Annotated in this window: 13 protein-coding genes; all 13 read left to right on the top strand. The window is 67.2% G+C overall.

Going from position 1 to position 14,293, the window contains the following annotated elements; all coding sequences use genetic code 11:
- Positions 1-1,010: 1,010 nt before the first annotated feature.
- The 13 genes from AC4BGC_RS00005 to AC4BGC_RS00065 all read left to right on the top strand — a co-directional run bounded on the left by AC4BGC_RS00005 (position 1,011) and on the right by AC4BGC_RS00065 (position 14,276).
- Positions 1,011-1,529: a flavin reductase family protein gene (locus AC4BGC_RS00005; RefSeq protein ID WP_490553831.1), complete on the top strand. Its 519-nt coding sequence runs from the start codon at positions 1,011-1,013 to the stop codon at positions 1,527-1,529.
- 118 nt (positions 1,530-1,647) lie between these two features.
- Positions 1,648-2,673: a formylglycine-generating enzyme family protein gene (locus AC4BGC_RS00010; protein WP_490555698.1), complete on the top strand. Its 1,026-nt coding sequence runs from the start codon at positions 1,648-1,650 to the stop codon at positions 2,671-2,673.
- A 146-nt stretch (positions 2,674-2,819) separates the two neighbouring features.
- A complete protein-coding gene (locus AC4BGC_RS00015; RefSeq protein ID WP_490553832.1) occupies positions 2,820-4,457 on the top strand; it encodes an FAD-dependent monooxygenase in 1,638 nt (545 codons plus the stop codon).
- A 58-nt stretch (positions 4,458-4,515) separates the two neighbouring features.
- Positions 4,516-4,971 (top strand): VOC family protein, encoded by a 456-nt coding sequence (locus AC4BGC_RS00020; RefSeq protein ID WP_490553833.1) that lies wholly within the window; start codon positions 4,516-4,518, stop codon positions 4,969-4,971.
- A 29-nt stretch (positions 4,972-5,000) separates the two neighbouring features.
- On the top strand, positions 5,001-5,744 hold the full coding sequence (locus AC4BGC_RS00025; protein WP_490553834.1) for a dienelactone hydrolase family protein: 744 nt from the start codon (positions 5,001-5,003) through the stop codon (positions 5,742-5,744).
- A gap of 430 nt (positions 5,745-6,174) precedes the next feature.
- On the top strand, positions 6,175-7,554 hold the full coding sequence (locus AC4BGC_RS00030) for an ABC transporter substrate-binding protein (RefSeq protein ID WP_490553835.1): 1,380 nt from the start codon (positions 6,175-6,177) through the stop codon (positions 7,552-7,554).
- 86 nt (positions 7,555-7,640) lie between these two features.
- The gene (locus AC4BGC_RS00035; protein WP_490553836.1) at positions 7,641-8,882 is read left to right on the top strand and encodes an acyl-CoA dehydrogenase family protein; all 1,242 of its coding nucleotides are present in this window, start codon (positions 7,641-7,643) and stop codon (positions 8,880-8,882) included.
- A gap of 40 nt (positions 8,883-8,922) precedes the next feature.
- Complete coding sequence (locus AC4BGC_RS00040) at positions 8,923-10,905, top strand: branched-chain amino acid ABC transporter permease (protein WP_490553837.1); 1,983 nt, start codon at positions 8,923-8,925, stop codon at positions 10,903-10,905.
- Positions 10,902-11,672, top strand: coding sequence for an ABC transporter ATP-binding protein (locus tag AC4BGC_RS00045; protein ID WP_490553838.1), 771 nt, complete (start codon positions 10,902-10,904; stop codon positions 11,670-11,672). The genes AC4BGC_RS00040 and AC4BGC_RS00045 overlap by 4 nt, the downstream gene beginning before the upstream one ends.
- On the top strand, positions 11,669-12,433 hold the full coding sequence (locus tag AC4BGC_RS00050; RefSeq protein ID WP_490553839.1) for an ABC transporter ATP-binding protein: 765 nt from the start codon (positions 11,669-11,671) through the stop codon (positions 12,431-12,433). Before AC4BGC_RS00045 ends, AC4BGC_RS00050 begins: the two co-directional genes overlap by 4 nt.
- Positions 12,430-13,074 (top strand): NADPH-dependent F420 reductase, encoded by a 645-nt coding sequence (locus AC4BGC_RS00055; protein WP_490553840.1) that lies wholly within the window; start codon positions 12,430-12,432, stop codon positions 13,072-13,074. Before AC4BGC_RS00050 ends, AC4BGC_RS00055 begins: the two co-directional genes overlap by 4 nt.
- A gap of 91 nt (positions 13,075-13,165) precedes the next feature.
- Positions 13,166-13,582 (top strand): SRPBCC family protein, encoded by a 417-nt coding sequence (locus AC4BGC_RS00060; RefSeq protein WP_490553841.1) that lies wholly within the window; start codon positions 13,166-13,168, stop codon positions 13,580-13,582.
- 25 nt (positions 13,583-13,607) lie between these two features.
- Complete coding sequence (locus tag AC4BGC_RS00065; RefSeq protein WP_490553842.1) at positions 13,608-14,276, top strand: SDR family NAD(P)-dependent oxidoreductase; 669 nt, start codon at positions 13,608-13,610, stop codon at positions 14,274-14,276.
- The last annotated feature ends 17 nt before the right edge of the window (positions 14,277-14,293 follow it).

Here is a 14,293-nt window from a genome sequence, read left to right on the forward strand (position 1 = left end):
CACAAGCACCACGACAAGGACTGGGGCCACAAGGACCAGAACAAGGACCGGAACAAGGACTGGGGCCACAAGCACCAGAACAAGGACTGGGACAAGGACCGGAACAAGGACTGGGGCCACAAGCACCACGACAGGGACTGTGCGCCGGCGCATGGCCACGTCTACGCCTGACTCCTAACCGCCACACGCACTCGAAACTCGGGTGCCACAGAGGCGGCTATTGCAACGGGGGCGACGCTGGAATGAAGCAGTCCCTCCCCCCTCCACCGGGGGGAGGGGGGAGGGGGCTTCAAAGTGACGTGAAGGCGTCCAACGACTCGGACACCCGCGTCCAGCTCGCGTGACTGGGTTGCCGCTTTCAGAACCTGATCGGGAGATAGGAGGAACTCGAAGGTCGCCTGGTTGGCACACGCACTCCGATCTCGGGTGACACAGGCGGCCTATTGCAACGGGCGGCGCTGGAATGAAGCAGCAGTCCCTCCCCCCCTCCACCGGGGGGAGGGGGGAGGGGGCTTCAAAGTGACGTGAAGGCGTCCAACGACTCGGACCCCCGCGTCCAGCTCGCGTGACTGGGTTGCCGCTTTCAGAACCCGATCGGGAGATAGGAGGAACTCGAAGGTCGCCTGGTTGGCATGTCGTGGCCGCCTCCTCGACACCACAGACTGGCCGCCATTGTCCGTCGTGAATGCACGCTCATGGCCGCGATCCGCGCGGTGAGCATGACCCCGCCAAGTTGGGCGCCACGCGGGTCGACGAGCACACGGAGCCACGGCTGCGGCTGCGTGTGCTGTTACGACTTTCCTTACTGGTTCAAGCGCGCCTTCGGCGCGAGGGCGCACTGCGCTTGACCGAGCGGTTGTGCGAGCGGGCGACTCCTGGTCGGGTCGAGCAGGCCTGCATGCGCCAGACCGTTGGCCAACCGGGGCAGTGCTGGCCCGACTCTTGACGGCACTGCGGTTGCGTCGTAACTTGTACGGAATAACATTCCGTCAGGTGAAATGAGTAGCCCAATGACCGTGACTGCGACCACTCGCGCTTCCGTCGGGGTGGACCCCCGGCGGCACTTCCGCAACGTTCTCGGACACCTGCCGACCGGTGTCGCCGTCGTGGCGACGAATGGACCCGACGGGCCGATCGGCATGGCCGTCAACTCGATCACCTCGGTCTCCCTTGATCCGCCGCTGATCTCGATCTGCATCGCCCGGACCTCGTCAACGTGGCCGCGCATTCGTTCGATGGGCCGCTTCTGCATCAGCATCCTGGCCGATCATCACGAGCACACCAGTCGACGCTTCGCCGGATCCGACGCTGATCGCTTCGCGGGCGCGTCATGGCGTGAGCAGTCCGGCGGCCCGGCCTTGGACGATGCTGTCGCCTGGTTGGACTGCGACGTCTACGCCGAATACGCGGCGGGGGACCACACCATCGTGGTGTCGCAGGTCCGGGACCTGGGCTCCGTGGATGATGGTCGCGCGCTGGTGTTCTTCCGCGGATCGTATGGAACGTTCTCTCCGCACGAAAAGCTCTAAGCCTCCGCGCTGCTCTGTCGGAGTTCCCCGAACGACCTGTTGGACCTCTCCTTATACATAGGTGCTCACCGGCGCGACCCCAGGCCGGTGAGCCCGCCCCTCACAAACGGTGAAGATCATGACCTCGTCTCCGTTGCCGGACCAGGCATCGTCCGCGTCACGCCTCGGCAGCCCGGTCGCCGCCGCTCCGCCGTCGCGATCGATGCGATCGATGCGATGGATCCCGGGCGGACGGTTCGCGATGGGCTCGGAGCTCGCCGAGTATCCCGAGGAGGGGCCGGTGCACGACGTCTCCGTCGACGGCTTCTGGATCGACGAGTCTCCCGTGACGGTCGCGCAGTTCAGGCGCTTCGTGAAGGCGACCGGGCATGTGACGGTCGCCGAGCGACCGATCGACCCGAGGGACTACCCGGGGGTGGACGCATCCCTGCTCGTGCCGGGCTCACTGGTGTTCACGCCCACGCCCGGACCGGTGCCGTTGGACAACTGGCGCACCTGGTGGCGCTATGTGGGCGGAGCCAGTTGGAAGCACCCGGAGGGGCCGGGCTCCGACACCCGGGGCCGGGAGCTCCACCCGGTGGTGCACGTGGCCTGGGAGGACGTCTCGGCCTATGCGGCCTGGGCTGGCAAAGAGCTGCCCACTGAAGCCGAGTGGGAGCACGCGGCGCGCGGCGGGCTGGATCAAGCCATGTATGCCTGGGGCAATGAGCGGTCCCCGTTCGGCAGACGACTGGCCAACTACTGGGTGGGGGAGTTCCCGTGGCAGAACCTCGACCCCGCGGGCCAGCAGCGCACGACACCGGTGCGCTCGTTCCCGCCGAACGGCTACGGGCTCTATGACATGACGGGCAACGTGTGGGAGTGGACCTGCGATTTCTACCGGTCCGACCACGGTGAGACGAGCGGCCGGGCGTGCTGCGGACCGCAGCAGAATCCTCGGGTGAGCGTCGCCGAGGGCAGCCACGACCCGGGAGATTCACTCGGTCGGATCCCGCGGCGTGTGCTCAAGGGCGGGTCGCACCTGTGCTCCGACAACTACTGCCGCCGTTATCGCCCAGCCGCGCGGCAGGCCCAGCCGATCGAGTCGTCCATGTCGCACATCGGATTTCGCTGCGTCGTCCGCGCCCCGGGTTCGCCAGCCTGACCAACGACCGGCAGGCCGCGGGGAGTACGGGGACGGGCCAGCGCGCCGATCGAATGTGACGCTGGACACGACCCTCACCCGCTGCTAAGTTGAAACTCGATACCGCTAGGCGGAATCTCAATCTAAGTTTGCAATGAGGAGTACACGTGTCCGATCGTCATGATGTTCCACCGGTAGCCATCTCCGGTGCCGGTCCGGTCGGCATGGCACTCGCCATAGACCTCGCCCTCCGGGGCATCCCGAGCGTTCTGTTCGAGAAGCGGTCGCAGGAGCAGCGGATCGTCGCGCGAGCCAACATGACCAACGTGCGGTCGATGGAGCACTTCCGGCGGTGGGGGATTGCCGACGCACTGCGCGAGAACGACCCGGTCAGCCCGGAGGTCCACCGCGACGTCGCGTTCGTCACGCGACTGAGCGGTCACGAGGTCCTGCGCTTCCCACGTGCCTATGAGTGGTCAGAGCGTCTGCCGATCGCGTCCGAGGTGGCCGAGTGGGCGCCGAACGAGGCAATCGAGAACACGCTGCGCGACCGGGTGAAGTCGCTGCCGCTGATCGACCTTCGCTTCGACAACGAGGTCCTGTCCTTCGAGCAGAACGACGAAAATGTCACGGTGAGCGTCAACACGCCCGCCGGCGAGGAGACGCACGTCGCCCAGTACCTGGTGGTGGCTGAGGGAAGTCGCAGCAAGCTTCGCCGCGAGGGCTTGAACGTGCGGATGGAGGGCAACCCCAATCTGGCCCGCAGCTTCCTCTGGCACTTCTACGCACCTGCGCTCGCCGAGCTGTGGAAGGCCACGCCGATGGCCTCGATGCTGCTGTTCTACAACGAGGACCGTGCTGGAGACAGCCTCGTGCCCCAGTCCGGCACCGACCACTGGGCCTACTTCGCCTCGCCCGTGCCCGACGACGTCGACGGCGACGACTGGGAGGCATGCCGCGCGATGCTGTTCCGGGCGATCGGCCAGGAGTTCGAGACGGAGCCGCTGGCCGGAGGCACGTTCATCACCCACTCGATCCAGGCTCCCCGCTATGACTTCGGACGCGTGCTCCTGATCGGCGACTCGGCCCACATGGTCTCGCCGATGGGCGGGTTCGGCATGAACATCGGCATCGGCGACGCCGCCGACCTCGGCTGGAAGCTCGCGGCCATCCTGGACGGATGGGGCGGCCCCGCGCTGCTCCCGAGCTACAGCATCGAGCGCGGCGAAGCGGCGCGGTTCATCCTCAAGGGATGCGAGAGCAACCAGGCTGTCGGCCCGCGCGAGCTCGTGCGCGACGGCATCGAGGAGGACGGTCCGATCGGAGACGCCGTGCGAGCACAGGTGGCCGAGGAGATCCAGATCCAGAAGGCGCGTCAGTTCAAGCGGATGGGCGGCCAGCTCGGCTACCGATACTCATCGTCGCCGATCATCTACCGCGACGGCACGAACCAGCCTGCACCCTCCTTCGAGGACTACGTGCCGTCCTCGGCCCCGGGCAACCGGGCCCCGCACCACTGGCTGAAGGACGGGTCGTCGCTGTACGACCACCTCGGCGACGGATTCACCCTGCTGGTGCTGGACGACATCGAGGTCGGCGCGCTGGTCCGGCTGGCGCAGTCCCGCAACGTCCCCTTGCAGGTTCTGAAGGTCGAGGAGCCCGATCTCGCGGAGCTCACGATCCTCTACCAGACCGGCGCGGCGCTGATCCGTTCCGATCACCACATCGCTTGGCGCGGCGATGCTCTGCCGGACGACCTCGATCGCCTGCTCGACATCGTCACGGGATCGGTGTCCTGGGCCTAGGGCCCTGGCATCCCCGTTCACCTCAACTCGTCAAACCCAACAGGAAGGTTCCACCATCATGCCCAGTGTCACCCGTCTCGGCCACGTCGGACTGTTCGTCAAGGACCCCGAGATCATGCTCGACTTCTACTCCAACTTCCTCGGAATGACGGTCACCGACCGCGACGAGCGCCGCGTGTTCCTCAGCGCGCGTCCGGAGGAGGAGCACCACGAGCTCCTGCTGGCCAAGAACGAGGAGCGCCACACCGACCCGCAGCAGCTGTCGTTCCACGTCCAGAACCTGGCCGACCTGCGCCAGTTCTACGCCGAGATCGTGGAGCGCAAGTACGAGGTCGACCACATCAGCAACCACGGCAACGCCATCGGTTGCTACTTCCGTGACCCCGAGGGCAACCGTGTCGAGGTCTACTGGCCCACCGGCATCAACTGGCCGCAGCCGTTCAGCGAGCCTGTCGACCTGTCCCTCTCCGAGGAGGAGCTCATGAAGCTCCTCGACGACATGGTCGCGGCGTAGGGACACGGGCCAGCACTGTGAAGAACGGAATGATCGCCGAGGTGGTCGGGTTTCCCGGCCACCACGGCGACATCATCGAAGGCTACTCAGCTCGACCGACCACCACTGAGCCGATGGGCAGCGTCGTCGTCCTGCACCACGCCCCGGGTCTCGACTTCTGGTGCCGGGAGGTCGTGCGCCGATTCGCCGAAGGTGGCTACGCCGCACTCGCGCCGAACCTGTATCACCGTCGCGGGCCCGGCCACTGGGCGGATGTCGCTGCGGCGGCACGCGCCGAGGGTCTCGGCAAGGCCATGCCCAACGATCAGGTCATGGGCGACATCGCCGGAGCCGTCGACCACCTGAAGGCGCAGCCGAGCTCGAACGGCAAGGCCGGGGTGATCGGATTCTGCTCCGGCGGACGGCAGGCCTTTCTCGCCGCATGCGACGTCCCGTCGCTGGACGCGGCTGTCGACTGCTGGGGCGGCAGCATCATGCCGCAGCCGGCAGATCCCGACAAGCCGAACGCACCGTCGCGCGGTGTCATCCACCGTGCGCCAGACATGTCCGCTCCGCTGTTGGGCATCTTCGGCAACGACGACACAAACCCCGATCCCGAGCAGGTGGACGCGATCGACGCCGAGCTGACCAGGCTCGGCAAAGATCACGAGTTCCACCGTTACGACGGTGCGGACCACGGGTTCTTCGCCTCCGACCACCCGCACTACCAGCAGGCCCAGGCGGTCGACGGCTGGCTGCGTGTCTTTGAGTTCTACGAAAAGCACCTCCAGTAGGCGGTCGCCACGACCACTTCCAGGTGCGGCCGAGGAGCGCGACGATGCCGCGTAGGTCGTGGAGTTGGGCCGGCGGCGGACGCGATCACACCGACGGTCGTCGGGTGGTGTCGAAAGCCCCATCTGTCGCCGACGCGTTGGGACGCCATGCGCTCTGGGTTCGGCACCGGTCCGCTCGAGGTGCCCCAGGACATGCAGGTCGGCGGGACGCTCGCTATGACGAACCCGACCATCGCCTGGCACGAACTGCTCGACGAAGCCTGCATGTTCGGGGTGCACGAAGGACTGCCGCGACAACGCAGGCCGTCCTGGTGGTGGCCGACAAAGTTCGAGGCGAAATGGGTTGTGTGACGGGGCCCACATCGCTAGCATCATTCCGCACTCCGGAAACACATTCCGATAAGTGTCGCGTGAGCCGCTTGGGGAGCACATGCGCATCGCCCGCCGAACGCTCTCTAAGGAGCCCTCAAAAATGGCAAACTCTCTTTTCGGCCGCACGGTCGCACAGTCGGTCCGATCGCGGACCGCGCGTGTGGCCGCTGTGATCGCGACCATGTCGCTCGTGACCGCGGGGTGTGCTGCGGAATCGGACTCCAGCGACGCCTCCACAGCTGGCGATGCACCGACCGCCTCCGTGGCGACCAACCCCGCTGCCGTGACCGACCTCGTCAAGTACATCGGTGGCTCGAAGGGAGCGGCCGACGACAGCCTGGCACCCGTGACGCTGGGCTGGGTCAACCAGCAGGGAGGTGCCCTCGGCTTCCCGAGCGCGACCGATGGGGCCGAAGCCGCGGTCGAGTACATCAACAAGAACCTCGGCGGCATCAACGGACATACCCTCAAGCTCAAGACCTGCTTCGTGGTCGAGAACGAGCAGGACGGCAACAGCTGCGGTCTCAAGCTCGTCAACGACAAGGACGTCAAGACGGTCCTGTTCGGCTCGACGATCACCGGCAACCAGTCGTTCCTGGCGGTCAACAAGGGGCAAAAGCCCGTGCTGATGGCCAACTCGATCAGCTCGACCGACGCCCAGGCCGAGAACGTGTTCATCTACAACGGCAACCCGGGCTCGATCTTCAGCGGACTGGCGACCTACCTGGACACCGTCGTGAAGGCCAAGAAGGTCTCTCTGATCTACCCGCAGGATGCGCAGAGCTCCGATGGTGCGAAGGTGCTGGAGCAGGCCCTCAGCGCGCTTGACATTGACGTGAAAGCTGTCGGCTTCGACCCGGCCACCACCAACCTGACGTCGGCAGTGGTCGCGTCCGGTGCCACAGACGCCGATGCGGTCGTCCCCCTCGTCTCCTCGCCGCCGGCGTGCGTCGCTGCGGCCAAGGCGCTCGACACGCTCAAAGTCAAGGCACCCGTGGTCTCGGCCGGCGCCTTCTGCTTCTCTCCGGCGGTCGCCCAGGGTCTCGGTGGCGATGCGCCCAGGTGGCAGCAGATCTCCACCCAGACGAACGTCGCCGACAAGACGCAGCCCGACGTTCAGACCTACATCGAGGCGTCCGCGAAGGCTGGCCTTTCCGGTCCGTCGCAGTCGACTCCCGACGCGGCTCTGGCCTGGGGCCTCGTGCTCACGGCCGCTCGTCTGACCAACGCCGCCGGTGGCGCCGACGCCACCGGAAAGACGATCGCCGACCAGGCCAAGTCGTTCACCGGCCCAATGCTGCTGGGCAGCGAGAAAATCGCCTGTGGCAGCGACTCGGCCGCACCGGGCATCTGCGGAGCCCAGACCCGAGTGTTCGAGTACTCCGGCAACGGCTCGTACAAGGCGCTTACCGACTGGCTGGAGGCCTCCGCCAAGTAATGCTGCCGCCCGGTCGGTCAGCTGCTGGCCGGCCGGGCTCCCGTTCTGACATCCCACCGCAACTTCTTCAAGGAAAGTAGGCCATCGTGACTGCGATCGCTAACGTCTCGTCCGAACAGTCCGACAGCGGTCTGAGCCCCGAGGACCTCCTCGAGCGGGCGCGATCCTTCCGCGACCGCCTGCGCAGCGAGCAGGACGCAACCGACGACCGCGGCACCTATTCACCGGACACGCATGAGCTGTTCCGTGAGGCCGGCCTGTACCGCACCTTGGTGCCTCGCCGGTTCGGTGGGCTCGAGTTCGACGTCAAGACCTTCGTCAAGATGGTCGTCGAGATCGCCCGCGGATGCCCGGGCACGGGCTGGTGCCTGAGCCTCGGCGCCGGTCACGGCCTGCAGATCGGCAGCCTGTGGGGCGAGAAGGCGCAGAGCCAGGCGATCGGCGAGAACGGCGAGTTCATCGCCCCCATGCGCGGCATCCCCATGGGCACCGCGACCCGCCAGGACGACGGCGGCTGGACGATCGAGGGCAAGTGGGACTACTGCTCGGGCTCGCCCTACGCCACGCACGCCATCGTCGGCGTCCGCCTCATGGAGGGTGACCAGATGACCGGGCAGGGCCTGGCCCTCGTCCCGCGCAAGGGTTGGATCCTGCAGGACGACTGGCGTCACCGCGCCTTCGGCATGCGAGGCAGCGGCTCGAACAGCATCATCGTCGAGGGCGCCACCGTGCCGGAGGAGTTCGTCGTGCGCGGCAACGTGCTCCAGCTCGAGGGCGGTCTGGAGACCCCCGGGTACGAGGTGCACAAGAACGCGATGTACGCCGGGCACTCGACCGGTTTCCTCCAGCTCGAGATCACCTCGGTCCTCGTGGGTTGTGGCTACGCAGCGCTGGACGAGTACGAGCGGATCCTGCGCGAGAAGAAGACGCTCGGCCCCAACCCGGTGCCGCGCTTCCACAACAAGGACTTCCAGCGCTACTGGGGCCTGGCCTCCGGCAAGATCCACGCCGCCGAGGACGTGCTGCTGCAGATGAGCGAGTACTTCGCCGAGCTGAGCGAGAAGGCCGTGACCGGCGCAGGGTTCGACGCCGAGGAGCTGCAGAGCATCAACTCGAGCACGCACCACGCGGTCAACCTGATCTGGGAAGCCGTCGAGCTGCTGTTCCGGACCTCCGGGACCAGCGAGGGTGGCAGCAACGGTTCGAAGATGCAGCGCTACTACCGCGACATCTCGACCGCTCGCACCAACATCGGCCTGCAGTTCGAGGCCTACGCTACGGTCGTCGCCCAGCAGCACTTCGGTCTCCAGCTCGACATTCGCGCGTGACGCGAGCCGTCGCCCCTACACCTAGGAAGGCGTAGTCCAGATGGAGACACTGTTCCTCTTTGCCCTGCTCGGGCTGGGTTCAGGTGCGCTCATCGCCAGCATCGCCGTCGGCGTCGTGCTCAGCTGGCAGGGCAGCGGCACGATCAACATCGCGGCGGGTGCCGTCGTGATGGTCGCAGGTTATCTGTTCTGGGCCCTGCGCACCGGGTACTTCTTCCCGGCGCTCACCACTCCGGCAGCCCTGCTCATCACCTTGGCGCTCATGGCGCTGCTCGCGGTGCTGGTCGAGCTCGCCGCGGTCAAGCCGCTGCGATCAGCCTCGCCGCTGGCGAAGCTGGTGGCGTCGATCGGTGTGCTGCTGCTCATGCAGTCGCTGGTCCAGCTCGTGTTTGGAACCTCGCCGCTCAACAGCCCCGCGGTGCTGACCGAATCGGTCGTCACGGTGGCCGGTGCAACGGTTCCCAGCGCGCAGCTCATCCTGGCGGGAGTCGTCGTGGTCATCTCGGCCGCGCTGGCGGCGCTCTATCGGTTCACCCGGTTCGGCGTCGCGACTCGCGCCGCCTCCGAGAGCGAGCAATCAGCCGTGCTGGCCGGTCTGTCGCCGGCGTCGATCTCCCTGGCCAACTCCGTCCTGGCGTACGTCACCGCGGGCTTCGTCGGCATCCTGGCTGCCTCGATCGTGGGCATCAGTGCCTCCACGCTGCCACTGCTGGTCATCCCAGCCTTGGCAGCCGCCCTGTTCGCGGGCTTCACCTCGTTGGGCATCGCCTGCGCCGTGGGCCTGCTCATCGGCATCGCCGAGTCGTTGCTGTCCTACGCCTCGACCCAGTCGTGGTTCCCGTCGCAGGACGGGCTGGCGCTGCCGGGCCTGCAGCAGCTCGCTGAGTTCCTGCTCATTGTGATCGCCCTGTGGTGGCGGGGGTCGCCCCTTCCGCAGCGCGGGGCGATAGTCGGCCGGTCGTTGCCGCCAGTGCCGCGCCAGGAGCGACTCCTTCGTCGCGTCGCGCCCGTGTTCGTCGCCGGCGCCGTCGCCCTCGTGGTCCTGCCGTCGGAATTTCGTCAGGCGGTGACGGTAGGTCTCGTCGCCACGGTCCTGTGCCTGTCTTTCGTCGTCATCATGGGTTACGTCGGTCAGCTGTCGGTCGTGCAGCTCGCCCTCGCGGGCTTCGCAGCCTTTGCCGTCTCACGCCTGGGCACCGAGTTCGGACTGGGCTTCCCTCTGGCTCCCATCATCGCGATCCTCTTGGCGACGGGTCTCGGCATGGCCATCGGCGCAGCGGCACTGCGTGTGCGGGGCGTGACCCTGGTGGTCGTCACGCTTGCTGCCGCCGTGGCCATCGAGAGCTTCGTCTTCGCCAACTCCGAGTGGGGCGGCGGCCAGACGGGCGCGCCGGTGGAGTCGCCCCGCCTGTTCGGGATCAATTTCGGGCCCGACGCGGGTCTCCGTGGGCTCGACGGTTCGTTGCCGAGCCCGGTCTTCGGGTTCGTCGCCCTCGTGGTCGCGACGCTGATGTACATCGCTGTCGCGTACCTGCGCAGCAGCGACCTGGGCCGGCAGATGCTCGCGATCCGGTCGAACGAGCGCGCCGCCGCGGCAGCGGGGGTCAACGTGCGGTCGGTCAAGATCATCGCCTTCGGCATCACGTCGGCACTCGCCGGCATTGCGGGGGTCATGTACGCCTACCAGTTCGGCACCGTGTCGGCGAACAGCTACTCGATCGCTGTCGCCCTGACCTTGGTGGCCAGCGTGTACGTCCTCGGCGTGACACTGGCGCAGGGCGCTGTGCTCGCAGGCTTCGGTGCGATCGGCTCGGTCATCCCGCTGATCCTGCAGAAGTGGGTCCTGCCCGAGGACCGGGTGTCCCTTTACGTACAGCTCCTCATCGGTGGGGGACTGCTGCTCCAGCTGCGGTTCTTCCCCGACGGCCTGCTCGTGTCGAGCTTCGTCAAGAAGGAGCGCGCCACCAAGGAACCGCGAGTCGATGTGTCCCAACGTGAACTGGAAGGGAGCGTGCGGTCATGAGCGCCACCGTGCTTGCTGCCCGCGGCATCGAGGTCCGATTCGGCGGCGTCCGTGCCCTGAGGGGGGTCGACCTCGAGGTCCGGCCCGGCCAGATCGTCGGGCTGATCGGACCCAACGGTGCCGGCAAGACCACGTTCGTGGACGCCATCACCGGGTTCGTGCCGTCCAACGGCTCGGTCGAGGTCGCTGGTCGCGATGTCAGTCAGCAGCGGCCCCACACTCGTGCGAGGGCCGGGCTGAGCCGCACATGGCAGGGCGTGGAGCTCTTCGACGACCTCACGGTGGCTGAGAACCTCGCGGTCGCGGCCCGTCGTGTGACCCTGCGGTCGACGCTCCGGGGCATGGCCGGTCGAGGCTCGAGTGACCTGTCGGCCATCCACGACACCCTGCAGGCCGTCGGAATCTCCGACCTGGCCGGGGCGTTCCCGACGGAGCTGTCGGAAGGTCAGCGCAAGCTGGTCGGGATCGCCCGTTCCTTTGCCTCCCGACCGAAGATCCTGTGTCTGGACGAGCCGGCGGCCGGACTGGACAGCACCGAGAGCCAGCGCCTCGGCATGCAGCTGCGCAGCCTGGGCGACCAGGGCACGCCCATGCTGCTGATCGATCACGACATCTCGTTCGTGTTCAACACCTGCGACCACGTCGTCGTTCTCGAGTTCGGCCAGGTCATCGCCTCGGACGAGCCGAAGGTCGTCCGGTCCGACCCGCGCGTCATCGCCGCGTACCTCGGCCAGGACATCGACTCTGCAGAGAAGGCCCACGCATGAGTTCGGTACTGAGTGTCCAGGGGCTGTCGGCCGGCTACCAGCGATCGGTCGTCGTCCGCGGCATCAACCTCGAGGTCGGGGCGGGTGAGGTCGTGGCGCTGCTCGGACCCAACGGCGCCGGCAAGACGACCACATTGCGAGCGGTCTCGGGTCTGGTGCGTGCGTCCCAAGGGACGGCGCACCTGCGGGGTCGAGACCTGTCGGGCGTCTCCCCGACGCACCGCGCCCGCCGCGGGATCGCGCACGTCCCTGAGGACCGCGGGATCTTCTCCGGCCTGACCGTCGCCGAGCACTTCAAGCTGAACTGCCGTGGGGAGCGTCTCGACCCTCAGGTCGCGTACGACTACTTCCCGGCCCTCGAACCGTTGAGGCACCGGCTCGCCGGCGTCATGTCCGGCGGTGAGCAACAGATGCTCGCCGTGGGTCGCGCCCTGGCGCGCAAGCCGCGTCTGCTGCTGCTCGACGAGCTCAGTCTGGGGCTGGCCCCGGTCATCGTGCAGGGGCTGCTCCCGGTGATTCGGCGGTTCGCCGACGACACGGGCTGCGGGGTGCTGCTCGTCGAGCAGCACGTGCAGCTGGCGCTGGACATTGCCGACCGGGCCTACCTCATGGCCCACGGCGACATCTCGACCAGTCACGACGCACACGTGCTGCGTGACGATCAAGGCTTGCTCCGTGCGAGCTATCTCGGAGGCGAGCAATGGGAAGCCAGTGAACACGAGCTGGCTGCCACCACGACCACATCAAAAGGAGCGATATGAATATTGGAATCATCGGTGCAGGACGCATGGGCCAGGCTCTGGCCGGGCTGTTCACGCGTGCCGGGCACGACGTCATCCTGAGCAACTCCCGTGGCCCGGAGTCACTGACCGACGTCGTCGAGGAGTTCAACGAGCGCTGCAGCGCGGGAACCGTGGCCGAGGCAGTGGAGAAGTCCGACATCGTCTTCCTTGCCACACCGTGGGGCAAGACGGCCGAGGCCGTCTCGGTCGTCGACGACTGGACCGGTCGGATCGTCGTGGACACGACCAACAACCGCCGGGCCCCCGGTCCCGACGGACTGATCGACATCGGCGGACGCATCTCCAGCGAGATCGTCGCTGAGTACGTTCCGGGCGCGCGCCTGGTCAAGGCGCTGAACGTCACGCCGATCCACATCATGGCCACGACGCTCGGCACGAACGACGGCTCCGAGCACGCGGTCTACGTGGCGGGCGACGACCCGGCCGCGAAGGCCACGGTCGCGGAGCTGCTGGCGACGATCGGCGGCGCGGCCGTCGACACTGGCGACCTGCACGTCGGCGGCGAGCTCCAGGGCATGAGCGGTCCCCTGCCTGGAGTCATGGAGATGCAGTCCGTCGAGGACGCGAAAGCCAGGCTCGCACAGGCAACTGCCAGCTAGTCCGTTCGGCACGACGTCGCGTCGCTCATGACGCGACGACGGATGCATCGTGCACGAGGCACGGTGCCCACACCAAGAAGGAAGTAACACCATGACGATTGTCCAGCTGAGCAAGACGACCACCCTGCCCGCCAAGGTCGACGAGGTGTGGTCCTTCGTGAGTGACTTCGGTGGCTACGCCTCTTGGCAGCCGCACATCGAGTCCGCCGAGATGCAGGCCGACGGTGTCCGCAAGGTCAACTTCACCCGCGGTGACTCGGTCCTCGACCGCATCGCCAGCCAGGACGACGAGGCGCGGACGCTGACCTACGAGCTCGTGCCGGGTCAGCCCGGACCGATGCAGCACCTGGCCGCGACGTTCACGGTCCGCGAGGCCGGCGAAGGCTCCGAGGTCGAGTACGCCATCGAGGCCGACGTGCCCGACGAGATGCAGGACATGGCTCGCGTGGGCATCGGTGCGGACATCGACGGTGCTCTTGACGGTCTGAACAGCCAGTTTGGTGCCTGAGTCCTCGGAGTCGCCGGTCGCCATCGTGACCGGCGGCGCCGGGTTCATCGGCACGTCCATCGTCGAGCTGTTGCGGGCGTCCGGTCATCACGTGGTCGTGTTCGACCTCGAGGGCGGCGACGTCTCCGTGGACCTGTCCGACGAACAGGCGGTGCGCACGGCCGCGCGTGGTGTGCTCGCCGAGCATGGTCACGTTGACGTGCTCGTGCACGCCGGCGTCTCGTTCGGCCGGGCTACCCTCGGTGACCTGAGTGCGTCGCTTCTCCGGGACGTCATGGCGGTCAACGTCGAGTCCGTCTTGTGGCTCACGCAGGAGGTCGAGCCGACCATGAGTGAGCGTGGCTTCGGGCGAATCGTGTTCCTTGTGTCGGACACCTTCTTCAACCCGCCGCCGGTCTCAGACATGCTCCCGTACATCATGAGCAAGGGGGCGCTCGTCGGGGCGGCACGCTCGTTGGCACGCTCGCTGGGTTCCTCCGGCATCACCGTCAACTGCGTCGCCCCCGGGCTGACACCTCCTCCGGTCGAGGTCATGACGGCCGAGGTCAGTGCGGACGTGAATGCCCGGCAGGCGCTCACCCGCCCGCTCGTCCCGAGCGACGTCGCCGAGGTCGTGGCCTTCTTGGCGCGACCCGAGGCGCAGGCCCTCACCGGCCAGACGATCTGCCCTGACGGCGGGCTGGTGCTGCTGTGACGCTCCAGGTGGGGGGC

The organism is Nocardioides sp. Z38_18 (assembly GCF_058215695.1).

Bases quoted from the DNA above. Each gene is read 5' to 3' on its own strand.
- AC4BGC_RS00050 (WP_490553839.1), top strand. From the start codon at position 11,669: ATGAGTTCGGTACTGAGTGTCCAGGGGCTGTCGGCCGGCTACCAGCGA.
- AC4BGC_RS00010 (WP_490555698.1), top strand. From the start codon at position 1,648: ATGACCTCGTCTCCGTTGCCGGACCAGGCATCGTCCGCGTCACGCCTC.
- AC4BGC_RS00055 (WP_490553840.1), top strand. From the start codon at position 12,430: ATGAATATTGGAATCATCGGTGCAGGACGCATGGGCCAGGCTCTGGCC.
- AC4BGC_RS00020 (WP_490553833.1), top strand. From the start codon at position 4,516: ATGCCCAGTGTCACCCGTCTCGGCCACGTCGGACTGTTCGTCAAGGAC.
- AC4BGC_RS00030 (WP_490553835.1), top strand. From the start codon at position 6,175: ATGCGCATCGCCCGCCGAACGCTCTCTAAGGAGCCCTCAAAAATGGCA.
- AC4BGC_RS00060 (WP_490553841.1), top strand. From the start codon at position 13,166: ATGACGATTGTCCAGCTGAGCAAGACGACCACCCTGCCCGCCAAGGTC.
- AC4BGC_RS00005 (WP_490553831.1), top strand. From the start codon at position 1,011: ATGACCGTGACTGCGACCACTCGCGCTTCCGTCGGGGTGGACCCCCGG.
- AC4BGC_RS00025 (WP_490553834.1), top strand. From the start codon at position 5,001: ATGATCGCCGAGGTGGTCGGGTTTCCCGGCCACCACGGCGACATCATC.
- AC4BGC_RS00040 (WP_490553837.1), top strand. From the start codon at position 8,923: ATGGAGACACTGTTCCTCTTTGCCCTGCTCGGGCTGGGTTCAGGTGCG.
- AC4BGC_RS00045 (WP_490553838.1), top strand. From the start codon at position 10,902: ATGAGCGCCACCGTGCTTGCTGCCCGCGGCATCGAGGTCCGATTCGGC.